The following is a 22,441-nucleotide window of genomic DNA, read 5'->3' on the forward strand; positions in this document are numbered from 1 at the left end:
GGGCCGCGCAGGCGCGGGTACGGCGCCGTCGGACCCACCGTGACCGACCGCTGCCGGCCCGCCCGCGTGTGACAGTGTTGGCGCGAGCAGACCCGCATCCGGCGCGGGTCGCGGACGTGAGGTCGGTGGGGCGTGCGGTGGCGGCGGGTCGTCAGTCAGGTCGGGCGGAGCGTCACGGTGTGGGCGGTCTCCACCGTCACCATGCTGGTCCTCGCCGGCATCCTGCCCGACTTCCAGCTCCAGTCCCCCGACGGTGACAGCGCCACCCGCATCGCCATGACCGCGGCCCTCGGCGCCGGCGCCTTCGGTGTCCTGTCGGCCGTCGTGTGGCCCCTCCTCGTACGGCTGCTGCTGCTCGTGCCCGCCCTCGTCCTCGGCCTGCTCGTCTTCTTCCTCAACGGCTCGCTCCTTCTCGTCGCCCTGCGCATCAACCCCTCCGGGCAGAGCGAGGCCGCGCCGGAGACCGCCGTGATCGTGGCCGCGGTGATGTCCGCCGTGGCCTCCGCCACCGGCGGCGCCCTCGCCGTCCGCGACGACGACGCCTACGGCCACCGGCTCTCCCGCCTCGCCATCCGCCGGCGCAGGTCCCACCCGCCCTGCCCGGCGACCCCCGGCACCGTCTTCCTCCAGCTCGACGGCGTCGGCCACGACGTGCTCACCGCCGCCGTCGCCAAGGGCCTGATGCCGACGGTGGCCGGATGGCTGGGAGCGGCACAGGAGCCCACCCGCCGGCCCACCCACCGCCTCACCCCGTGGCGCACCGACTGGTCGAGCCAGACCGGCGCCAGCCAGCTCGGCATCCTGCACGGCTCCAACTTCGACGTGCCCGCCTTCCGCTGGTACGAGAAGGAGCACCGCGAGGTGATGGTCTGCAACCGGCCGACCAGCGCCGCCGAACTCCAGCGCCGGGCGATCGAGCGCACCGCCGACGGCGGGCTGCTCACCCTGGACGGCGCCAGCCGCGGCAACCTCTTCAGCGGCGGCGCCGACGAACAGGCCCTCGTGCTGTCGATAGCCACCCGCCGCCGCGGCCGGGAGAACCGCTCCCGCGCCGGTTACTTCGCGTACTTCGCGGACCCGGCCAATGCCGTCCGCACCGCGCTCTCCTTCTTCGCCGAGGTCGGCCGCGAGATCGTCCAGTCCACCGTGGCCCGGCTCCGCAAGCAGCGCCCGCGCGTCGGCCGCGGCGGCCTCTACCCCTTCGTCCGCGCCTTCGCGACGGTCGTCGAACGGGACGTCGTCGTCGCCGCCGTCATGGGCGACCTGCTCGTCGGCCGCACCGCCGTCTACGCCGACCTGGTCGCCTACGACGAGGTCGCCCACCACTCCGGCCCGCACAGCAGGGACGCCGAGAAGGTCCTGCAACGCCTGGACCGCTCCCTCGCCCTGATCGAGAAGGCCGCCGAACACGCCCCACGGCAGTACCGGATCGTCGTCCTCTCCGACCACGGCCAGAGCCCTGGCGAGACCTTCCACACCCGCTACGGCCTCAGCCTCGGCGACCTGGTCCGGGCCGGCTGCGGACTGCCTGTGCCGCGCCGGGCCGAGCGCACCCACAGCGGCACGGAGGCGCGGGCCGCCGTCCGCGCGGCGCTGCGCAGGCCGGTCGAGGAGGGCGGCGAGAAGCACCGGCCCACCCGGCAGTCGGAGCCGGTCGTGCTCGCCTCCGGCAACCTCGGCCTGGTCTCCTTCCCGGACGTGCCGCACCGCATGACCAAGGAGGAGCTGGACGCCCGTCATCCCGCGCTGCTCACCACCCTCGCCAACCATCCCGGCATCGGGTTCCTGCTGGTGCGCAGCGAGGAGCACGGCGGGGTGGTGCTCGGCGCGTACGGCGCGGAGATCCCGCTCGACCGCCTCGACGGCCCTGCGGGGCCGCTGGCCGTCTTCGGGCCGGGCGCCGCGGATGCCGTTCGGCGGACGCACTCCTTTCCGCACACCGCCGACATCATGGTCAACTCCTGGTACGACCCGGAGAGCGGTGAAGTCCTCGCGTTCGAGGAGCAGATCGGGTCGCACGGGGGGTTGGGGGGTGCGCAGGGGCGGCCGTTCCTGCTGTCGCCGGTCGACCTCTCGGTGCCGATGGAGAGTGGTCAGGACCTCGTCGGGGCCGAGGCCGTGCACCGGGTGCTGCGGCGGTGGCTCCGGGAGGCGGACGGGCCGCAGGTTCCCTTGTCCGCGGAGGGGGAGAGGGCCGCGTAGTTCGTCGGCCGCGGGCCGGCGGGGGTTGTTCGCGCAGTTCCTCCCCCAGCCTTCGGCCGGGGGTACCCCCGGCGCCCCCTGAAGGGGCGCTGCAGCTTGCCTCCAGATAAATCGGCTGCGTTCCCTTCCCTCCCGGCTCACACTGTTCGGGTCGCAAACCTCTCGAACACCCCCAAGGAGCAGCCTCTTGCAGGCAGCCGTGACCGTCACGCCCTCCCGTATCCCCGAACTCCTGCTCGGACTCGCCACCGTCCGGCCCGTCTTCATCTGGGGCGCCCCCGGCATCGGGAAGTCGTCCCTGGTGCGGGCGTTCGCCGAATCGCTCGGGCTGGAATGCGTGAGCCTGCTCGGGACGCAGCTCGCGCCCGAGGACCTGATCGGGGTTCCGCAGATCCGGGACGGGCGTTCCGTCTTCTGCCCGCCGGAGTCGATCGCCCGGGACGAGCCGTACTGCCTGTTCCTGGACGAGCTGAACGCGGCCACCCCGGATGTGCAGAAGGCGTTCTACTCGCTGATCCTCGACCGGCGCATCGGGAACTACGAGCTGCCCAAGGGCTCGATCGTCATCGGCGCCGGCAACCGGGCCACCGACAACGCCCTCGCCCGGCCCGTCGCCTCCGCGCTCGTCAACCGGCTGGCCCACGTCCACCTGGAGGCCTCCGCGCACGACTGGCTCGCCTGGGCCGCGGGCAACGGCATCCACCCGTGGATCCTGGACCACCTCACCGACCGGCCCGACCACCTGTGGTCCAAGCCGCCGAAGACCGAGGAGCCGTTCTCCACCCCGCGCTCCTGGCACATGCTCTCCGACGCCCTGCACTCCTTCGGGCGCGAGCTGGACGAGGAGACGCTGAAGGTACTCGCGCACGGCACGCTGACCCCCGCCCACGCCACCGCCTTCTGCGGATACGTCAAGATCGTGCGCAGCCGGTTCGGGATCGAGGCCGTCCTGAAGGGGGACGCGGGATGGCCGAACCGGATCGAGGACCGCGACCTGCTGTACTACCTGGCCGAGTCGTTCCGGGGCCGGCTGGTCAAGGAACTCCCCGCCGACAAGGAGCACATGTCGGCGAACGGCCGGCAGACCGCGTACCGCGCCAAGTCGCTGCTCGTACAGCTCGCCGAGATCTCCGTCGAGGTCGCCCAGACCGTCATCGCCTCCGACGCCGACGGCAACCCGGTGCTGCCCGCCTGGTTCCTGATCGAGGCGGCCCGGGACATGCCCCGGCTGGTGGAGGCCCGGCGATGAGCCGAGCGGCCGCCGCGCGCAAGAAGCAGGACCCGGCCGCCGAGAACTTCGCGGCCGGTGTCGAGCTGCTCCGCGCCAACCCCGCCCTGCGGGCGGTCGAGTTCACCATCTGCCGGCACGAGAAGTGCGAACTCGCGCCCCGGGAGGGGCTGGTGCGCGCCGACTCCGACGGCGTGCTGCACGCGCACGCCACCCGGCGGGCCGAACCGGCCGAGTGGGCCTGGGCGTTGGCGCACTGCACCATTCATCTGGGCTTCGGCCACCTCCCGGCCGCCACCGGACCGCGCGCCCAGCCGGACCGCTACGACCTCGCCGCCCGCTGCACCGTCGTCAACCGCTTCCTGGAGACCTTCCCGATCGGCGAGGCCCCCGGCCACCTGCCCGCCTCCTACCCGGAGGGCGACGAGGACCGGCTCGCCGCCGGCTGGCGCCGGTCCGGTGGCATCCCGGCAGCGTACGAGCGCGGCGGGACGAACGGCGGCGAGCCCGACCAGCTCCTGCTCTCCTGGAGCAAGTGGGCCGGTCAAGTGCCCGACTGGCAGGTCGGGTTCGCGCACGCGCTGACCCGCACCATGTCCCGGGCGATGGACCTGGCCGGCGGCCGCCGCACGACCATGTCCGGCCCGCCCACCCCGCGGCGCCCCTGGGAAAAGGCGCTGAGCTGGTTCGTCTCCTCCTACCCGCTGCTCGGCGGCATCGCGGCCGGCATCAGACTGGTCGCCGACGCCGAACTGGCCCGCGCCCACGACATCGCCGTCGCCGCGGTCAATCCCGAGGCCGGCGAGATCTACGTCAACCCGCTGCGGACCATGGACGACGAGGAGTGGCGGTTCGTCCTCGCCCACGAGATGCTGCACGCCGCCCTGCGCCACGGTGACCGCCTCGGCGGCCGCGACCCCTACCTCTTCAACATCGCCTGCGACTACGTCATCAACGGCTGGCTGGTCGCGATGCGCGTCGGCACCATGCCCGAAGGGCTGCTGTACGACCCGGAGCTGAAGGACCTGTCGGCGGAGGAGGTGTACGACCGGATCGCCGGCGACCTCAGAAGGATGCGGCGCCTGGCCACCCTGCGCGGCAAGGGGCGCGGTGACGTGCTGGGCGCGCCGCTCGGGCCGCCCGGCGCGTACGTCGACCTCGACGAGTTCTACCGGCGCGGACTGTGCCAGGGGCTCGACCTGCACCGGACACAGGACCGGGGCCTGCTGCCTGGCGGCCTGGTCGAGGAGATCCGCGCACTCAGCCACCCACCGCTTCCGTGGGACGCCCGGCTCGCCCGCTGGTTCGACGAGTTCGTGCCGCGCCCGGAGGCCGTACGGTCCTACGCCCGCCCCTCGCGCCGGCAGTCGTCCACCCCGGACATCCCGCGCGCCGGCCGGTACTTCCCGCCCGAGGAGGTCGCCCGGTGCACCTTCGGGGTGGTCCTCGACACCTCCGGCTCCATGGACCGCACCCTGCTCGGCAAGGCGCTCGGCGCGATCGCCTCCTATGCCGAGGCCCGCGACGTACCGGCCGCGCGCGTCGTCTTCTGCGACGCGGCTCCGCACGACGCCGGTTATCTCCCGACCACCGAGATCGCCGGCCGGGTCCGGGTGCACGGCCGCGGCGGGACCGTCCTGCAGCCCGGCATCGACCTGCTCCAGCGCGCCGACGACTTCCCGCCCGCCGCGCCGGTCCTGGTGATCACCGACGGCTGGTGCGACGTCCTGCGGGTCCGCCGCGAGCACGCCTATCTGATCCCGGACGGACGTCGCCTGCCGTTCACCCCCCGTGGGCCGGTCTTCCGGGTGCGGTGAGCCCCGATGTGATCGGATGGGGGCGAGCGAACCGGTTCATTCGCCTTCATCGCCGAAAGGAACAACCGTGGCTACCACGCGCACCGCACACACCGTCTGGGAAGGCAGCCTGACCGAGGGGAACGGTGTCATCACCTTCGACTCCTCCGGTATCGGCGAGCAGCCCGTCACGTGGGCCTCGCGCTCCCAGGAGGCGAACGGCAGGACCAGCCCCGAGGAGCTGATCGCGGCCGCCCACTCCAGCTGCTTCTCCATGGCGCTGTCGCACGCCCTCACCGGTGCCGGCACCCCGCCCACCAAGCTGGTCACCAACGCCGACGTCACCTTCCAGCCGGGCACCGGCATCACCGGCATCCACCTGACCGTCGAGGGCACCGTCCCCGGCCTGGACCAGGACGGCTTCGTCGCCGCCGCCGAGGACGCCAAGAAGAACTGCCCGGTCAGCCAGGCCCTGACCGGCACCACCATCACCCTGGACGCCAAGCTCGCCTGAGCGCCCTGTCCGCCGCGCTGCCGCGCCCCTCTTCCCGGAGGGGCGCGGCAGCGTCGTTTACGGCGCACCCGGCATTGACAACAGCCCGCTCAAGTTTTGAGCTGGAGTCGGGGAAGCGCCCGGGCGGAAGGGGACGGACATGGCACGTGCGGTCGGTATCGACCTCGGTACGACGAACTCGGTGGTGGCCCTGCTGGAGGGCGGTGAGCCCACCGTCGTCGCCAATGCCGAGGGGGCACGCACCACCCCGTCGGTCGTGGCCTTCGCGAAGAACGGCGACGTGCTGGTCGGCGAGGTCGCCAAGCGGCAGGCGGTGACCAACGTCGACCGCACCGCGCGCTCCGTCAAGCGGCACATGGGCGACGCGGCCTGGCGGTTCCCGGAGAGCGGGAGCGTCGACGGCACCCGGTTCCGGGCCCAGGAGCTCTCGGCGCGGGTCCTGCAGAAGCTCAAGCGGGACACCGAGGCCTACCTCGGCGAGGACGTCACCGACGCGGTGATCACCGTACCCGCGTACTTCGACGACGCCCAGCGGCAGGCCACCAAGGAGGCCGGCGAGATCGCCGGCCTGAAGGTGCTGCGGATCATCAACGAGCCGACCGCCGCCGCGCTCGCCTACGGCCTGGACCGGGGCGAGGAGCAGACCGTCCTCGTCTTCGACCTCGGGGGCGGCACCTTCGACGTGTCGCTCCTGGAGATCGGCGACGGGGTGATCGAGGTCAAGGCCACCAACGGCGACACGCACCTGGGCGGCGACGACTGGGACCAGCGGGTCGTCGAGCATCTCGTGAAGCGGTTCAAGGGGCAGTACGGCGTCGACCTCGGCAACGACAAGATGGCCGTGCAGCGGCTGCGCGAGGGCGCCGAGAAGGCCAAGATCGAGCTGTCGTCGTCGACGGAGACCTCGGTCAACCTGCCGTACATCACCGCCTCCGCGGAGGGGCCGCTGCATCTGGAGGAGAAGCTGACGCGGGCCCAGTTCCAGGAGCTCACCGCCGACCTGCTGGACCGCTGCAAGAAACCCTTCCACCAGGCCGTCAAGGACGCGGGCGTGCAGGTCTCGGCGATCGACCACGTCATCCTGGTCGGCGGCTCGACCCGGATGCCCGCCGTCACCGACCTGGTCCGCGAACTCACCGGCAAGGACCCGCACAAGGGCGTCAACCCGGACGAGGTGGTCGCGGTCGGCGCCGCCCTCCAGGCGGGCGTCATCCGCGGCGACGTGAAGGACGTGCTGCTGCTCGACGTCACCCCGCTGTCCCTGGGCATCGAGACCAAGGGCGGCATCATGACCAGGCTCATCGAGCGCAACACCACGATCCCGACCCGGCGTTCGGAGATCTTCACGACCGCGGCCGACAACCAGCCCTCGGTGGGCATCCAGGTCTACCAGGGCGAACGCGAGATCGCCGCGTACAACAAGAAGCTGGGCGTCTTCGACCTCACCGGCCTGCCGCCCGCACCGCGCGGGGTGCCCCAGATCGAGGTGGCCTTCGACATCGACGCGAACGGGATCATGCACGTCTCGGCGAAGGACCTGGCGACCGGCCGCGAGCAGAAGATGACCGTGACCGGCGGCTCCGCCCTCCCCAAGGACGACATCGACCGCATGATGCGGGAGGCCGAGCAGTACGCCGAGGAGGACCGCAGGCGCCGCGAGGCCGCGGAGACCCGCAACCAGGCCGAGCAACTCGTCTACCAGACCGAGAAGTTCCTCCGGGAGAACGAGGAGCGGGTGCCGGCCGGCACGAAGGCCGACGTGGCGGCGGCGATCACCGAGCTCAAGGCGCTGCTGGAACGGGACGCCGACACCGGTGAGCTGCGGCAGGGGGTGGAGAAACTGGCGAGCGTGAGCCAGCAGATGGGGCAGGCCATGTACGCCGCTGCCGCCGGCGGCGCGGCCGGGGAACAGCAGGCGCCCGAGGCCGAGGAGGAGGGTGTGGTGGACGCCGAGATCGTGGACGACCAGCGGGGCGCGGCCGGTTGAGGCACCGCCGGGTCCCGCCGCGGTGACCGGCCGCCGTCGCGGCGGGAGGAACGGCTAGCTGCCGGGCGTGGCCGGCAGGGTGGCACAGACCGCGTCCAGGACGCACGCGTACGGGGTGCCGAATTCGGTCAGCCTGCAGCGGAGCCGCGACAGGCAGTCGCGGTGCTCGGTGAGCAGGCCGGTGTTGCCGGTACGGGCCGTGAACTCCAGGACGGCGGGGAGGAAGTCCGGCAGCTCCTCGCCGGTGAACTCCATGCCGTACGCCTTGTAGATGTCCTGGAACCGGGCCAGGGACATGTCCCGGCGCCGGGTGTCGCCGTCCCGCCACCAGCTGAGGTAGAGGCTCTGCGGGTTCTTGAAGTCGAAGACCTGCACGTAGTGCGCGGCCAGCTCCTGCGGTGGGGTCACCGTCGCATGGTCGGTGAACTCCCGCAGTTGCGGGGCGGCTTCGCGCAGCAGCGGCAGCCGGGCGACGAAGTCGTCGTCCGGGTAGGTGAGACAGAGCGCCGCCGCCTGGTAGAACACCGCGTCCGAGGGCATCAGTCCTCCTTCGCCTCGTCGGGAGTGCCGGCGGTCTGCCGTCCGCGCAGACCGTGGAGGTTCCGCACCGACACCACTGGGAGCAGTTTCCGCCCCGGGGCCCGGCCGGAGGGGCCGTCGCCGCCCATGCCGGGGCCGCCGTGGAAGTCCAGGCTGCAGCCGTCGGGCAGCGCGGACTCCTCCAGACGGCGGGCGTCACCGGCGGCCGCCGACGGGATCACGTACCGGTCCTCGTACCTGGCGACCGCCAGCAACCGGTACATCGCCTCGATCTCCTCCGGCCGCATCCCGACCGCGGAGCCGACCGCCGGGTCCGGCTCCTCACCCAGGTCGAGCGCCCGCATGTGGGAGCGCATCGCCGCGAGCTTCTCCAGACAGGCGCGGACCGGGGCGGGGTCGCCCGCGCTGAACAGCTCTGCCAGGTAGGCGAGCGGGATGCGCAGGGTGTCGATCGCGGCGAACAGGTTGCCGGCGTCCTCGCCGTCGTGACCGGTCTCGGAGAGCGCGTCCACGACGGGGGACAGCGGCGGGATGTACCAGACCATGGGCAGCGTGCGGTACTCCGGGTGCAGGGGCAACGCCACCCGGTACCTGCTGATCAGCGCGTGGACCGGGGAACGGCGGGCCGCCTCCGTCCAGTCGTCCGGGATGCCCGCCGCCGCGCAGGCCCGCAGCACGGCAGGGTCCTCCGGGTCGAGGAGGACGCCCAACTGGGCCTCGTACAGCGCCTTCTCGTCCTCGGTCTCGGCCGCCGCCCTCACCTTGTCGGCGTCGTAGAGGACCACCCCGAGGTAGCGCAGCCGGCCCACGCAGGTCTCCGAACAGACCGTCGGCAGGCCGGCCTCGATCCGCGGACGGCACAGGTCGCACTTCTCGGCCTTGCCGGTGGCGTGGTTGAAGTAGACCTTCTTGTACGGGCATCCGGTCACGCACATCCGCCGCCCCCGGCACCGGTCCTGGTCGACCAGCACGATGCCGTCCTCGGCCCGCTTGTGCATCGCCCCGGACGGACAGGAGGCCACGCACGACGGGTTGAGGCAGTGCTCGCAGATGCGGGGGAGGTAGAACATGAAGGTCTGCTCGAACTCGGACCTCACCTTGTCCGAGGCGTGTCGGCGGGTGCGCTCGACCATCGGGTCCAGGTCGCCGTGGGCGGGCGCGCCGGTCGGGCCGCCGTCCGTCCAGTGCCTGTAGTAGTCCTCGGTCTCCGGGAGCCCGCGGCCGGCGAAGATCCCGGCGGACCTGCGCAGCCGGCCGCCCGCCCTCAGCCGGAGCGCGCCGCGCCGGTTCAGCTGCCAGCCGCCGCGCCACCTCTCCTGGTCCTCGTAGCGGCGCGGATAACCCGGGCCGGGGCGGGTCTCGACGTTGTTGAACCAGACGTGCTCCGTGCCGCGCCGGTCGGTCCACGCCTCCTTGCAGGCGACCGAACAGCTGTGGCAGCCGATGCACTTGTCGAGGTTCATGACCATCGCGATCTGGGCCATCGGGCGCATCAGTGCTCGACCTCCTGGGCGCGGCGCCGGACGACCGTCACCTCGTCGCGGTGGTTGACCGTCGGGCCCGGCCGGCCGCAGGACCAGGACAGCCGGGCCTGACCGCCGACCAGGTGCGAGGGCTTGAGGACCAGCGGGGTGAGCGGGTCGTGGGCGCCGCCGCGCACGCCGGTGGTCTCCGTCCCCGGGACGGCCGCCGCGTGCTCGGTGGCGCGGTGCAGGTGGACGGTCCCGGCCGGCATCCGGTGCGAGACGGCCGCGCGGGCCACCACCACGCCGTCGCGGTCCACCGCCTCGACCGGGTCGCCGTCCCCGACCCCGATCGCGTCCGCGTCCTGCGGGGACAGCCAGATGTTCCGGCCGCCCCGGGAGAGCGCGAGCAGGAACAGGTCGTCCGGGCCGCCGGAGTGGATCGACCACATGTCGTGCGGGGTGAGACGGCGGACCGTCATCTCGCGCTGCCCGTCCGGGCCGAGGCGCGGTTCGCCGGACAGCCGGCCCATGTCCAGCGGCGGCCGGTAGACGGGCAGCGCCTCGCCGAGCTCGCGGATCCAGTCGTGGTCGAGGTAGAAGTGCCGGCGGCCGGTGGGTGTGTGCCGGGGCGTCAGCTGCTCGGCACCGAGCGCGGACGCCGTGTACCCGCGGCCGCCGGATGCAGCGCCGGATGCAGCGCCGGATGCAGCGCCGGATGCAGTGCCGGATGCAGTGCCGGACGCAGCGCCGGACGCAGTGCCGGGCGCGCTGCCGGGCCGACTGCCGGACGCGCTGCCGGTGCGCTCCGGCGAGGTGGTCGCCGGGACCGGGGCGGACCGTGGGCCGGCGGAGGTGATCCGCCTGTCCCTCGGCCGCGCGACCTCTTGACCGGGCTCAGGGGCGATGCCGTTCGCGGGCACGCCCCGTCGCTCCGCCGGTGGGCCGAGCGCCGCGAACCTGGCGCCGACCGCCGGGTAGTCCCGCTCGACCACGACCAGGTTCGGCATGGTCCGGCCGGGCACCGGCTCGCACTCCCCGCGCCTCCAGTCCCGCACCACCCCGCCGGGCTGGGCGGTCCCGCCCGGGGTGTCGTACCGCAGCGGCTCGGCCACCAGGTCCCGGCGCACCCCGAGATGGCGCACGGCCAGCTCGCTCAGCCGCTCCGCGAGCGCCTTGAAGACCTCGAAGCCGGTGCGCGCCCGCCAGGGCGGGTCCGCGGCCGGGGAGGAGGCGTGCGCGGAGGGACGCGTGTCCGTCGACGTCGGGTCGTGCTGCGTGTCCTCGGTGGCGGCCGGCAGCACCACGTCCGACAGCAGGGTCGAGGAGGTCTGCCGGGAGTCCAGGCAGAGCAGCAGGTCGAGCTTGCCCTCGGGCGCCTCGCCCCGCCAGGTCACGTCCCGGGGACGCCGGCCCGGGGCCGCCTCCTCGGCGCGCAGGGAGGGGTGCGCGCCGAGGAGGTGCTTGGTGAAGTACGTGGCACCCTGCGCCGAGGAGCCGAGGAGTTCGCTCCGCCAGAGGGTCAGGACGCGCGGCCAGTTCTCCGGCGCGTCCGGGTCCTCGCACGCGAACTTCAGGGTCCCCGCGCGGAGTCGGGCCACCGCCTTGGCCACGGGGTCGCCGGGCTCCTCGCCGAGTTCGAGCGGATTGCGGTCGAAGGCCGGGTACGACGGCATCCAGCCCGAACGGGCCGACAGCGCCAGGCAGTCGGCGCCGGTCATCCCGGCGAACCGGCCCTCGCCGAGCGGTGAGGCCAGGACGTCGGCGCCGAACCGGTCGTAGCGCCACTGGTCGGTGTGGAGGTACCAGTAGGCCGTGCCGATCATCCGGCGCGGCGGCCGCGACCGGTCGCCGCCGGTGACCGGGCGGCACGTCTCCCGGCCCGCGTAGTGCGCCCAGCCGCCGCCTTTGCGGCCCTGGCAGCCGGTGAGCTGCAGCAGCGCCAGGAAGGCACGGTGGATGGTCCCGGAGTGGAACCACTGTCCGGTGCCGGAGCCCGTCAGGATCATGCAGCGGCCCTCGGAGCGCTCGGCGGTCCGGGCGAACTCCCGGGCGATCTTCACGCATCTCGCGGCCGGGACCGAGGTGTGCCGCTCCTGCCAGGCCGGGGTGCCCGGGGCGTCGGCGTCCTCGTAGTGGGTGGGCCAGCGGCCCGGCAGCCCGTGCCGCCACACGCCGTACTGGGCGAGCAGCAGGTCGTAGACGGTCGTCACCAGCGGGCCGCCCGCGCCGCCGAGGCGGGTCGCCGGGACCCCGCGCCGCAGGACACCTCCGTGGCCCTGCCCGTGCGCGCCGCCGTCCGTGTCGAAGCGCGGGAGCAGCACCTCGACACCGGCCGAGACCGCACTGCCGTACAGGGTCGACCGGGGTTCGACGCCGCCGGGTCCGGGGTTCCGGCGGCCCGTGCCGGGGTCTGTCCGGCGGAAGCCGGGGGAGCCGTCCGGGACGACCGCGCGGCCGGAGACGGCGTCCAGGACGACGGTCCGCCACTCGGCGTCCGCGCCGCCCCGGCCGAGGTCGGCGGCGCGCAGGAACCCGCCCGGCACATACGCGCCGTCCCGGTCGGCGAGCGTCACCAGGAACGGCAGGTCGGTGAACCTCCGTGCGTGGTCCGCGAAGAACGGGGTCTCGCGGTCGACGAAGAACTCCTTGAGGACCACGTGGCCCATCGCGAGGGCCAGCGCGCCGTCGGTGCCGGGGTGCGGGTGCAGCCACTCGTCGGCGAACCTGGCGTGCGCGCTGCCCTCGTGACCGGGGGAGACGGCCACGACCTTCTGGCCGCGGTAGCGGGCCTCCGCCAGTCCGTGCGCGTCCGGGGCGCGGGGCACCGGGACGTCCGCCCCCCACACCATCAGATAGGCCGCGTCCCACCAGTCGCCCGGCTCCGGTACGTCCGTCCGGTCGTCGAGGACCTGCGGCGGGGCCACCGGCGGGTCGGCGTACCGGTCGCAGCACGACAGCACCGGGGCGCCGATCAGGGAGTGGTAGCGGGTACCTGCCGCGTGCGACACCGTCGATGGCGCGGGGACGGGGGAGAAGCCCGCGATGCGGTCCGGGCCGTACGTCCTGATCGTGTGCACCTGCGCGGCGGCGACGATCTCCACCGCCTCGTCCCAACTCGTCCTTACCAGACCGTCCTTGCCGCGTGCCCGCTGGTAACGGCGGCGGCGCGCGGGGTCGTTCTGGATGTCGGCCCAGGCCGCCACCGGGTCCGGGTGCCGCCGCTTCGCCTCCCGGTACATCTCCAGGAGCACGCCCCGGACGTACGGATGGCGGATCCGGGCCGGCGAGTAGGTGTCCCGGGAGAACGCGGCGCCGTGCGGGCGGCCGCGGGGCTCGTCCCCGGGGCGGTCGGGGCCGGCCGGCGGGTGGTCCGGCTCGCGGCCGCCGGGCAGGGCCGCGCTGTGCGGATCGGGTGCGGGCGTGCCCGGCCGGAAGAACCGGGCGGCGCTCAGCAGCGCCGCACCCGGCTCCTCCGGCGGTGTCCGCGTCTCCGTCACGTCCGCTCCCTTGCTCACCCGTCGCTTCGACGCTAGGGGCGGGCCGGGGAACGCACCTGTTCAGGGCGCCCGGACGGGTCAGACCTTGCGGGCGACACCGCCGTACACCGGCACGATGCCCTCCGCCTGGACGGCCACGTCCACCGGCTCCGGGCGCCAGCCGGAGACCGGGATCACCCCGGGGCCGAGCAGTTCGAGGCCGTCGAAGAAGCGGTAGAACTCGGGCAGCGCCCGCGGGTGGAAGGGCGTCCCGCTGCGCCGGAAGTTCGCGGCCGCCTGTTCCATCGCCTCCGGGCTGAGGTCCGGGGTGACCTGGGAGAGGATCAGATGGCTGCCCGGGGCGAGCGCCTCGACGTACCTGCGGATCAGGCCGTACACGTCGTCGCCGTCCGGGTCGGCGTCGAGGTAGTGGGTCAGCGCCACCAGCGACAGCGAGACGGGCTCCTTGAAGTCCAGGGTCTCGGCGGCCCGGGCCAGCAGGGTGTCGACGTCCCGGACGTCCGCGTGCACGTACGCGGTGCTGCCCTCCTCCGTGCCGCGCAGCAGCGCCTCCGCGTGGCGCAGCACGATCGGGTCGTTGTCCGCGTACACCACCTTCGACTCCGCCGCCACGCCCTGCGCCACCTGGTGCAGGTTCGGCTCGGTCGGGATGCCCGTGCCGATGTCCAGGAACTGGCGGGTGCCGGACTCGGCGACGGTCCGCACGGCCCGCTGCATGAACCGGCGGTTGGCACGCGCGCCGCGCAGCACCGTGCCGTCCACGGCGAGGATCCGCCGGGCCAGCTCCTCGTCCACCGGGTAGTTGTCCTTGCCGCCCAGCCACCAGTCGTACACCCGCGCCGGATGCGGCCGGCTCGTGTCGATCGAGGTCGGGGCGGGCTCGGGTGCGGTCACAGTCTGTGCTCCTAGGATCGGGGTTCGTCGCGGTGCGCCCGCTCAGATCTTGTCGCGGTACTCGCGCAGCAGTTCCTCGGTCCGCTGGGCCGAGGCCGCCCTGGCCGTCATGTGGTCCAGGACCTCCAGATGCGCCCCGACCTCGTCGCGGGAGTCCAGGTACAGGGCGCCGGTCAGGTACTCGGTGAAGACCATGTCGGGCAGCTCGGGCTCGGCGAACCGGAACAGCGTGAACGGCGCGTACGTCCCCGGGTGCGGGCCGCTCGCGAACTCCGCGACCTGGAGGGTGATCCGGTCCCGTTCGAGGTAGGCGAGGAGCTTGTCGACCTGGTCGCGCATCACCTCGCTGTCGCCGGCCGGGCGCCGCAGCACCGTCTCGTCCATGATCACCCAAAGGTGGGGCGGGTCGTCCTGCTCCAGCAGCCGCTGTCGGGTCATGCGCAGCGCCACGTGCCGCTCCACGGCGGTGGGATCGCTGTGGCCGATCGTCCCGGCCTCCATCACGGCCCGTGCGTACGCCTCGGTCTGCAACAGGCCGGGCAGGAAGTGCGGTTCGTAGGAGCGGATGACCCGGGCGGCGCCCTCCAGGCTCACGTACAGGCTGAACCAGTCAGGCAGCACGTCGTGGAACCGCTGCCACCAGCCCGGCTGGTTGGCCTCCTCGGCCAGCCGTACGAACGCGGCCTGCTCCTCCTCGGCCACCCCGTACGTCTCCAGCAGCACCTGGATGTACGGGATCTTCAGCGCGACCTCGGCCATCTCCATCCGCCGTACGGTCGCCTGGGCCACCCGCAGCACCCGCGCCGCCTCGTCCCGGCCCAGGCCGGCCGCCTCGCGCAGCTCCTGGAGCCGCTTGCCGAGTACGACCTGCCCGACTGTGGGCGCAGCACGCCGCTCACTCACGCCACGCCTCCCCTACGTGCCCAAGTACGGGGAGCAGTGTGTCACGCGATGCCGCGTCGCACACCTGGTCGAGGGAACTACTTCTGTCAACTTACCGAGGAGTGCAGGAACTTGGCGGTGGCCGGGTCCGCCGTCGGCACGCAGTGCCGGATCCGGCCGGCTCACCCGTCCCGGCGACCGCGTCCGAGGTCCCGGACACGCGACCGTGCTCACCGCCCGGAAGGCCTGTCCATGGCAGGCTGAACGCGCATACGCCACTCGCCGGTCCCCCGGGAAGGAAGCCGCACCATGGCCGTCGCACCGCTGTCGCAGCAGGAGATCGAGGACCGGCTGGCCGAGCTGCCCGGCTGGTCGCTGGACGGCGACCGGCTCGCCCGCGCCTACCGGCTCGACTCGCACTTCGCCGCCCTCGCGCTGGTGGTGCACATCGCCCACATCCAGGACGAACTCGACCACCACTCCGACCTCACCCTCGGCTACAACACCGTCACCCTGACCGTGAACACCCACAGCGTGGGCGGCGCCGTCACGGCCAAGGATTTCGAACTCGCCCACAGGGTGGAGGACATCGCCCCAGGCCACGGCGCACACTGAGCCATGTGCTCGACTACGACAAGGAAGCCGGGGCCTACGACGCGACCCGCGGCGGCGAGGCCCGCGCGGAGGCGGCCGCACACGCCGTCCTCGGCCTGATCCCCGACAGCATCGGGAACGCCGGGAACGCCGACGGCGCCGGGAACGCCGGGAACGCCGACGGCGCCGGGAAGGCGGGGAGCGCCGACAGCACGGCAGCCCCCGCCCGCCGCGATCGCCACCACCGCAGCCCGGACCGTCCCAGCTGCTCCGGTCACCCCAGCCGCCCCGGTCCCCCCGGCCGTCTCCTCGACCTCGCGTGCGGTACCGGCATCGTCACCCGTCGGCTCGCCGCCGCCCGACCCGCGCTCCAGGTCACCGGCGCGGACCGCGCCCCCGGCATGGCGCGGATGGCGGCGGCCCGGCTGCCGGGATCGGTCGTGCTCGCCGACAGCCGTCGACTGCCCTTCCCCGACGCCACGTTCGACGCCGTCACGACGGTCTGGCTGCTCCACCTCATAGCGGACGGTACCGAGGTCCGCGGGATCGTCGCCGAGTGCGCGCGGGTGCTGCGGCCCGGCGGGGTGTACGTCACCACCGTCGACAAGGCCGCCGCGCACGATGTCGGCAGCGACATCGACGCCGTGCTCGCCGCCCGCCCGCGCCGCCCGGCGTCCGACGCCTCCACGGACGTGAGCGCGTATGCGCGGGCGGGCGGCCTGCTGCCCGCCGGGGAGGCCGCCTTCACCGGCGTCGGCCAGGGGCGCAGCCCCCGGTCCACCCTGGCGGACCTGCGGCGCGGCTGGTTCACGATGCTGCCGCCCGACGACCCCCGTGCCGAGGACTTCGCCGACCGGCTGGCGGCCCTGCCCGACCAGGACCGCCGCCGCCCCGACCCCCGCTTCGCCGTACGGGCGTTCAGGAAACCGGCGTCCCGCTGAAGTCCGTCGTCCGGTCGGCCACCCGGGTCTGCCCGCGGTCGCCGTCGAACCGCCCGACGACCGGCGGGAACAGCCTCCCGCTCCGGCTGACGGAGGAACCCGTCCGGCTCCCCGGCGGGTGCCTCGCTCACGCCCCGGCCGTGGCGTGCACGTCGAGCGCGACACCGGTCTCCCGCTCGGAGACCGCCCAGAGCTTCGCGACCGCCCGGTCCATCCCGACCCTGCGCAGGACCGGCCTGCGCACCGGTGCACCGTTGTTCATGAACACAGGTCCGTAGAACTCGCCGCCCTTGGCCGCCGGGTCGGTGGCGGCGCGCAGCTGCGGCAGCGCGCCGTCGTCGGGGGACATGCCGGTGCGCCGGGCCAGGGTGTGGAAGAACCGCTGGGTGAACCCGCCGCCGGAGCCCTCCACGCTGACCGCCTGCAGGTCGGTGTCGGACAGGCCGGGGTGGGCGATCAGGCTGGCGGTGTGCGCACCCGCCCGCTCCAGTTCGCGCTGGAGGCCGAGTCCGAAGTGGAAGTTGGCGAGCTTCGCCTGGCCGTAGGCGCGCCAGGGCCCGTAGCGGCCTTCCAGGTGGGGGTTGGCCACGTTGACGGGACGGCCGATGTGATGGGCGGTGCTGGTCACGGTCACGACGCGGGACCCGGGCGTACGCAGCAGCGCGGGCAGCAGGAGCGCGGTCAGCGTCCAGTGGCCCAGGTGGTCGACGGCGAACTGCATCTCGAAGCCGTCGGCCGTGCGCGTCTCGGCGATGGCCATCACGCCCGCGTTGTTGACCAGCAGGTCGATGCTGTCGTGGGCGGCCAGGATCTGCGCGGCGGCCTCCTTCACGGACGCCTGCGAGGACAGGTCGAGGGAGACCAGTTCCAGTGAGGCGCCCGGGAGGTCCGTCCGGATCTCCTGGACCGCGGCGGCGGCCTTCTTCTGGTTGCGTACGGCCATCACGACGTGGGCGCCCTTCGACGCCAGCTTCTTGGCGGTCACCAGTCCGAGGCCGCCGTTGGCGCCGGTGACGACGACCGTGCGGCCGTCCTGGTCCGGGATGTCGTCTGCGGTCCAGCTCATTTACTGCCTCCGAGTGGGTGATGGAATTCGGTGGGTCGGGCGACGGGAACATTCCGCCGCGCGAGTGCGCTGGTTCGTGTCGATCCTGACGTGAAATACCTGGCGAAATCGCCCTGGAATTCAGTGCGACGACACCTGTGTGTTCCGGGTGTGTCGAAGTGCGTCCGGGGTCGTGCCGGTCCATGTGCGGAACGCCCGGTAGAAGGAATTGGGCTCGCTGAAACCCAGGAGAAACGAGACCTCGGCGACCGACAATTCGGTGTTCACAAGGTAGTGCCTGGCCAGATCGCTGCGCGTGGTGTCGAGGATGCGCTGGTAACTGGTGTTCTCGGCCTCGATGCGGCGCTGCAGCGTCCGCTTGCTGAGCGTCAGCCTGCGCGCGATCGTGTCCATCGAGGTCGATCCGCTCGGCAAGGTCTCCAGCAGTGCCGCCCGAACCCGTTCGGCGGTCGTCGCCGATGCCTCCAGATCGGCGAGGCGCCGGCGCAGCTCGGGCTCGAACGCGGCCCACAGCGGCTCGTTCCGGGTGAGGAACGGCAAGGTCGCGTCCTGGGTGGCGAAGGCGACCCGGTGAGCGGGGCCCGCGCGCAGGGGAATGCCGAGGAAGTCCTCGTACGGCTGCACCACGTCCGGCAGTGTCGTGGTGGTCACCGCGACCGGGCTCACCTTCTCGCGGGTCCCCATGCGCATGAGGGTCACGAAGAACAGCAGTTCCGTCAGCACCAGCGAGGTGGGAGGCGGTGGCGTGCCGTCGGGCCAGGACAACTCGACCGCGACGACCGGATCCGCCTCCGACACCGTCATGCGTATCGGTGCGATCAGTCGCTTGTACTGCCCGATCCGCCGGGCGGCGACAACGAAATCGGGGCTGCACAGGGCCGCGAACAACGGCGGGGAGAACGTCTCGGCGCGGAACATCTCACACAGCCGGATGGGGAAGGCCGGATCTTTGGTCTCGGCCTCGATGCTGTTCCACAGCCGGTGGTAGTCGCCGGGCGCGAGCTTCGCCGACGGCTGCACGAACAGGTCCTCCGCCAGCCCGGCGCGACGCAGCACATCGGCGGGTACGACGCCGAGATCCCTCAGAACGGCACGCCATGTCACGTCCAGTGAATAGCTCTGCATGTGCATCATCTGCCGTTGCCCGGGGGAATTCCCTGTGCCATTTTATCGCGCATTTGTGACACCGCGGCCGGACGGTGTGCGCATTCCCGCGAAGAACGTGGCGTCATCGGTGCCGGGGCGATCGGTCACGGCCGGGTGAACGCCGATTTCGATCAATTCCTGCCGGTGTGCTTCGGGGACGATGGTCCGGGTCATGGTGGCGCTCCTTTCGCCGACCAGACTAGGAGCGCGCACCGGCCCCCGCAGTGACGGATGGCGCCAACGCTCAATCCGATCGCGCCACGCGGTAGTGGAGGTAGACGACCCGGGAGCCGAAGATGCGGGTCTCGACGAGTTCGAGGTCCTCCCGGCGCTCGCCCCGGGGAAAGAACGGAACGCCGCCGCCGACGAGTACCGGGTAGACCCTGATCCGGTACTCGTCGATCAGCCCCGCCGCGGCCGCCTCGGCGGCGAGTGTCGGGCCGCCGATCGCGATGTCGCCTGCCCCCGGCTCGGCCCGCCACCGTTCGATCTCCTCGGCCAGGCCGCCGGAGGCCAGGCGGGCGTGGCCCTGCACCGCCGGCAGCGTGGTGGAGAACACCACCTTCGGGAGCGGCTTCCAGAGCGCGGCCCACTCCAGCATCGAGGCGTCGAGCGACGGATCCTGGTCGGCGGTCTCCCAGTACAGCATCGTCTCGTACAGCCGTCGTCCCATGAAGTGGACGCCGACCTCCCGGATCTCGTCGATGACGAGGCGGAACACCTCCTCGTCGGGCGCCGCCCAGCCGAAGTCGCCGTCCGGCCCGACGATGTAGCCGTCGAGCGAGATGCCCATCGAACAGGTCACGCTGCGCATGGCCGGATCGTACGCCGGTGGGAAGGGGCGGGGCGCGAGCCCGGTGCGACCCGCGCCCCGCCGGCTGTCAGGCGACCGCGCAGGTCCGGTCGCCCAGGGTGAAGGCCGCCGGTTCGGCGTTGGTGCCGCTCCAGGTGCCGGTGAATCCGAAGGACACCGAGGACCCGGGCGCCACCGCGCCGTTCCAGCTGACGTTCCTGGCCGTCACGGCCGCGCCGGACTGGGCCCAGTCGGCGTTCCAGAGCTGGCCGACCGTCTGCCCGTTCGGGAAGGACCAGCCGAGGGACCAGCCGCTCCACGCCGCCGAGCCCGTGTTGGTGAGGCGGACGTCCGCCTGGAAGCCGCCCGTCCACTGGCTGGTCACGGTGTAGGCGACCGAGCAGGCGCCGGACGGGGTGGGATCCGTACCGCCTCCGCCGCCCCCTCCGCCGGTGTCGGACGTGTCGCCGTAGACCACGCCCCGGCCGTTCGTCGAGATGTACACCCGGCCGTAGACGCGCGGGTCACCGGTGATGGCCGCGCCGGTCCAACCCCACTGGTGGGCGTCGTCGTTGATGCGCGTCCAGGTCGAACCGGCGTCGGTGGAACGGAAGATGCCGCGCACTCCGCCGATCCTCGCGCTGGTGTAGAGCGTCTGGTACGAGGCTCCCGTCGCCGCCTTGCCGAAGCCGATGGTGTCGGCCTGGCCGACGTTCGCGAGCTTGGCGAAGGTCGCGCCGCCGTCGGTGGAGTGCCACAGCCCGTACGCGCCGTCCGTCGCCCCGCCGGCCAGCCACACGTCGCCCTTCGTCCCCGGCAGCGCCTTGAACCGCACGCTGTCACCGCTCGGCAGCCCGGTCGCGGCGGACGCCGTGAAGGTCGCCCCGCCGTCCGAACTCACATAGAACTTCCCGGATTTGAAGCCGTAGAAGGTCTTCGGATCGACCCGGTCGGACTCGACGGCCGCGCCCGCCGGGATCCCGCTCGACGCCGACCAGGACGCGCCGAAGCCCGTCCTGTACTGCACGCCGGTGCCCGCCGGACTCCACACGAACCGGCTGCCGTCGGCGGCGGCCGCGACCGTGCCCCCGCCACTCACCCCCGAAGGGTCCGTCCCCGCGAACCAGTTGGCCCCGTTGTCCGTCGAGAACGCGATGTGCGGCCCGGAGTCCAGATCACCCACCCGGACCACCGTGTCGGGGTTCGACTCCGCGAAGTCCAGGCTCGTGGTCGTCGTGAACGTCGGGGACGTGTACATCATCGACGGGACCTTGGTCAGGTCCGTGTGCCGGAAGCCGCCGATGTCCCCCAGCGCGCTGAACAGCTGGGCCCCGCCGGACGGGGGAGCGGCGAGATCGTTCACCGACGTCTCCTCCAGCCCCTGCACCATCGGCTTGACCGTGAACTGGCCGCCGCTGTCCCACTTCGTCAGGTTCCCGGTGCCGTAGAGCGTTGCCCCCGTCCCGTACATCATCCGGTCCGAGTCGAACGGGTCGATCTCCAGCGCCTCCGTCATCCACCCCAGTTTCGGGCTCTGTTCGGGCGGCGACGGGTTCGCGCCGAAGGTCAGCCACGGGGCGGACGAGACGTCGAGCGTGTAGCGGTTCGAGCGGTTCGGGTACGACGTGTAGTCCCAGGCCTTCGTCCAGGTCGCCCCGCTGTCCGTGGAGCGGAAGATCTGGGTGTCCGGCCACCAGGAGCTGTAAGCCGTCGCCATCACCGTGCCGGGGTGCTGCCGGTCGACCGTCAGCCCGGAGAAGCCGTAGTACGTGTCGGCCTCCGCGACCGGGCTGATGTTCGTCCAGGTACCGGTGGCCGTCGCGTACCGCCACAGCTGCCCCTTGCCCCCGTCGTACGGTCCGCCCTTGTCGCTGTACGCGAGGTAGAGGTAGCCGTTCTTCGCGTCCAGCACGCCCTTGTGCGCGAGGTACCCGGTGGGCTGCCCGGCGAGCCGGGTCCAGGTGGCGCCCGCGTCCGTCGAGCGGTACACCGCGTTGTCCTTGTCGGCGACTCCGACGTAGACCGTCTTCGTCGCCGTACCGGCGGTCCCGGTCGACTCGTCGAAGGTGACCCACACGATGCCCTGGTTGTCGGAGGCGTAGCCGGAGGTGTCGGTCGGATCCTGCACGTAGTTACCGGCGTTGGGGAAGTTCGTCACCTGCGACCAGGTCACCCCGGAGTCCGTGGACCGCCACAGCCCCTTGCCGCTGGGCGCGCCCAGATACAGCACGCTGTCCTTGTTCGGGTCGACGGCCAGCCGCTCGCCCATGCCCCGGCCGGGCATGTTCCCGCCCAGCTTGAACGGCAGGTCGGTCTTCTGCCAGCTGGCGCCCCGGTCGGCGGAGCGCAGCACGGCACCGTTCGTCGGGTCCCAGCCGTTCGTGTACGTCCCGACGGCCGCGTACACCTTGTCCGGGTCGACGGAGTCGGAGGCGAGACTGACGACCCCCGTGTGCCCCCACTCGTCCCAGCCGACCGAGTCCAGCAGCGGCGTCCAGGTCTGCGTCGACTCCGACCAGCGGTAGGCACCCCCGATGTCGGTACGGGCGTAGGCGAGGTTCTTCTCGGACCGGTTGAAGACGATCCCGGGGACGAAGCCGCCGCCGTCGATCCGGGCGTTGCGCCAGGTGTAGGTGTCGGCGGCGAGCGTGACTTTCGTGGTCGTGTGAGCGGCGAGCGCGGGCGGCGTACCCACGAGCAGCCCGGCCGCTAGGGCGAGGACGACGGTGAGGATGCGGGTTCTTCGCACGGGAGTCCTTCCGCAAGAGAGACGGTAAGCGCTTACTCCGTGAGGTGGGAAGCGCCGGGCGGTCCCCCAGTGCGGGTGGGGGACCGCCCGGCCGACCTGGCTGCCGCGCCCCGTAAGGGGCGCGGGGCACTGCGCGACCAGCCACG

The 22,441-nt window shown here is 72.6% G+C and carries 17 protein-coding genes; 7 read left to right on the forward strand and 10 right to left on the reverse strand.

The window, feature by feature from the left end; all coding sequences use genetic code 11:
* The first annotated feature begins 132 nt into the window (after positions 1 to 132).
* The 5 genes from ACFZB3_RS02965 (at position 133) to dnaK (ending at position 7,727) form a co-directional block, all read left to right on the forward strand.
* Positions 133 to 2,202 carry a phage holin family protein gene (locus ACFZB3_RS02965; protein WP_391368646.1) on the forward strand — a complete coding sequence of 690 codons (2,070 nt, stop codon included), beginning with the start codon at positions 133 to 135 and terminating at the stop codon, positions 2,200 to 2,202.
* Between the two features lie 187 nt (positions 2,203 to 2,389).
* The gene (locus tag ACFZB3_RS02970; protein WP_391368648.1) at positions 2,390 to 3,451 is read left to right on the forward strand and encodes an AAA family ATPase; all 1,062 of its coding nucleotides are present in this window, start codon (positions 2,390 to 2,392) and stop codon (positions 3,449 to 3,451) included.
* The gene (locus ACFZB3_RS02975) at positions 3,448 to 5,247 is read left to right on the forward strand and encodes a hypothetical protein (protein ID WP_391368651.1); all 1,800 of its coding nucleotides are present in this window, start codon (positions 3,448 to 3,450) and stop codon (positions 5,245 to 5,247) included. The genes ACFZB3_RS02970 and ACFZB3_RS02975 overlap by 4 nt, the downstream gene beginning before the upstream one ends.
* Before the next feature lie 67 nt (positions 5,248 to 5,314).
* Entirely contained in the window at positions 5,315 to 5,740 is a 426-nt protein-coding gene (locus ACFZB3_RS02980; RefSeq protein WP_391368654.1) for an OsmC family peroxiredoxin, read from the forward strand.
* A gap of 139 nt (positions 5,741 to 5,879) precedes the next feature.
* On the forward strand, positions 5,880 to 7,727 hold the full coding sequence (gene dnaK / locus ACFZB3_RS02985) for a molecular chaperone DnaK (protein ID WP_391368657.1): 1,848 nt from the start codon (positions 5,880 to 5,882) through the stop codon (positions 7,725 to 7,727).
* 54 nt (positions 7,728 to 7,781) lie between these two features.
* Here the strand turns inward: dnaK and narJ are convergent, their stop codons facing one another.
* From narJ to ACFZB3_RS03010, 5 genes are all read right to left on the reverse strand, one after another.
* Complete coding sequence (gene narJ / locus ACFZB3_RS02990; RefSeq protein ID WP_391368660.1) at positions 7,782 to 8,267, reverse strand: nitrate reductase molybdenum cofactor assembly chaperone; 486 nt, start codon at positions 8,265 to 8,267, stop codon at positions 7,782 to 7,784.
* On the reverse strand, positions 8,267 to 9,760 hold the full coding sequence (locus ACFZB3_RS02995; protein ID WP_391368663.1) for a 4Fe-4S dicluster domain-containing protein: 1,494 nt from the start codon (positions 9,758 to 9,760) through the stop codon (positions 8,267 to 8,269). The genes narJ and ACFZB3_RS02995 overlap by 1 nt, the downstream gene beginning before the upstream one ends.
* A complete protein-coding gene (locus ACFZB3_RS03000; protein ID WP_391368666.1) occupies positions 9,760 to 13,230 on the reverse strand; it encodes a molybdopterin-dependent oxidoreductase in 3,471 nt (1,156 codons plus the stop codon). The genes ACFZB3_RS02995 and ACFZB3_RS03000 overlap by 1 nt, the downstream gene beginning before the upstream one ends.
* A gap of 78 nt (positions 13,231 to 13,308) precedes the next feature.
* Positions 13,309 to 14,124, reverse strand: a complete 816-nt coding sequence (locus tag ACFZB3_RS03005) for an SAM-dependent methyltransferase (RefSeq protein ID WP_391368668.1) — start codon at positions 14,122 to 14,124, stop codon at positions 13,309 to 13,311.
* A gap of 42 nt (positions 14,125 to 14,166) precedes the next feature.
* Positions 14,167 to 15,027 carry a Scr1 family TA system antitoxin-like transcriptional regulator gene (locus ACFZB3_RS03010; protein ID WP_391368671.1) on the reverse strand — a complete coding sequence of 287 codons (861 nt, stop codon included), beginning with the start codon at positions 15,025 to 15,027 and terminating at the stop codon, positions 14,167 to 14,169.
* Between the two features lie 288 nt (positions 15,028 to 15,315).
* Here ACFZB3_RS03010 and ACFZB3_RS03015 point away from each other — a divergent pair, with 288 nt between their 5' ends.
* Positions 15,316 to 15,621, forward strand: coding sequence for a 4a-hydroxytetrahydrobiopterin dehydratase (locus ACFZB3_RS03015; protein WP_361295358.1), 306 nt, complete (start codon positions 15,316 to 15,318; stop codon positions 15,619 to 15,621).
* A 5-nt stretch (positions 15,622 to 15,626) separates the two neighbouring features.
* Complete coding sequence (locus ACFZB3_RS03020; RefSeq protein ID WP_391368673.1) at positions 15,627 to 16,541, forward strand: methyltransferase domain-containing protein; 915 nt, start codon at positions 15,627 to 15,629, stop codon at positions 16,539 to 16,541.
* Positions 16,542 to 16,668: 127 nt separating this feature from the next.
* Here the strand turns inward: ACFZB3_RS03020 and ACFZB3_RS03025 are convergent, their stop codons facing one another.
* The 5 genes from ACFZB3_RS03025 to ACFZB3_RS03045 all read right to left on the reverse strand — a co-directional run bounded on the left by ACFZB3_RS03025 (position 16,669) and on the right by ACFZB3_RS03045 (position 22,295).
* On the reverse strand, positions 16,669 to 17,607 hold the full coding sequence (locus ACFZB3_RS03025) for an oxidoreductase (protein WP_391368676.1): 939 nt from the start codon (positions 17,605 to 17,607) through the stop codon (positions 16,669 to 16,671).
* 120 nt (positions 17,608 to 17,727) lie between these two features.
* A complete protein-coding gene (locus ACFZB3_RS03030) occupies positions 17,728 to 18,732 on the reverse strand; it encodes an AraC family transcriptional regulator ligand-binding domain-containing protein (protein ID WP_391368679.1) in 1,005 nt (334 codons plus the stop codon).
* A 42-nt stretch (positions 18,733 to 18,774) separates the two neighbouring features.
* Positions 18,775 to 18,927: a hypothetical protein gene (locus ACFZB3_RS03035; RefSeq protein ID WP_391368682.1), complete on the reverse strand. Its 153-nt coding sequence runs from the start codon at positions 18,925 to 18,927 to the stop codon at positions 18,775 to 18,777.
* A 70-nt stretch (positions 18,928 to 18,997) separates the two neighbouring features.
* Positions 18,998 to 19,567: a dihydrofolate reductase family protein gene (locus ACFZB3_RS03040; protein WP_391368685.1), complete on the reverse strand. Its 570-nt coding sequence runs from the start codon at positions 19,565 to 19,567 to the stop codon at positions 18,998 to 19,000.
* Between the two features lie 67 nt (positions 19,568 to 19,634).
* The gene (locus ACFZB3_RS03045) at positions 19,635 to 22,295 is read right to left on the reverse strand and encodes a cellulose binding domain-containing protein (RefSeq protein ID WP_391368688.1); all 2,661 of its coding nucleotides are present in this window, start codon (positions 22,293 to 22,295) and stop codon (positions 19,635 to 19,637) included.
* Between the last annotated feature and the right edge of the window lie 146 nt (positions 22,296 to 22,441).

The sequence above is a fragment of the Streptomyces sp. NPDC008092 genome, from assembly GCF_042957285.1.
Classification (GTDB): Bacteria; Actinomycetota; Actinomycetes; order Streptomycetales; family Streptomycetaceae; genus Streptomyces.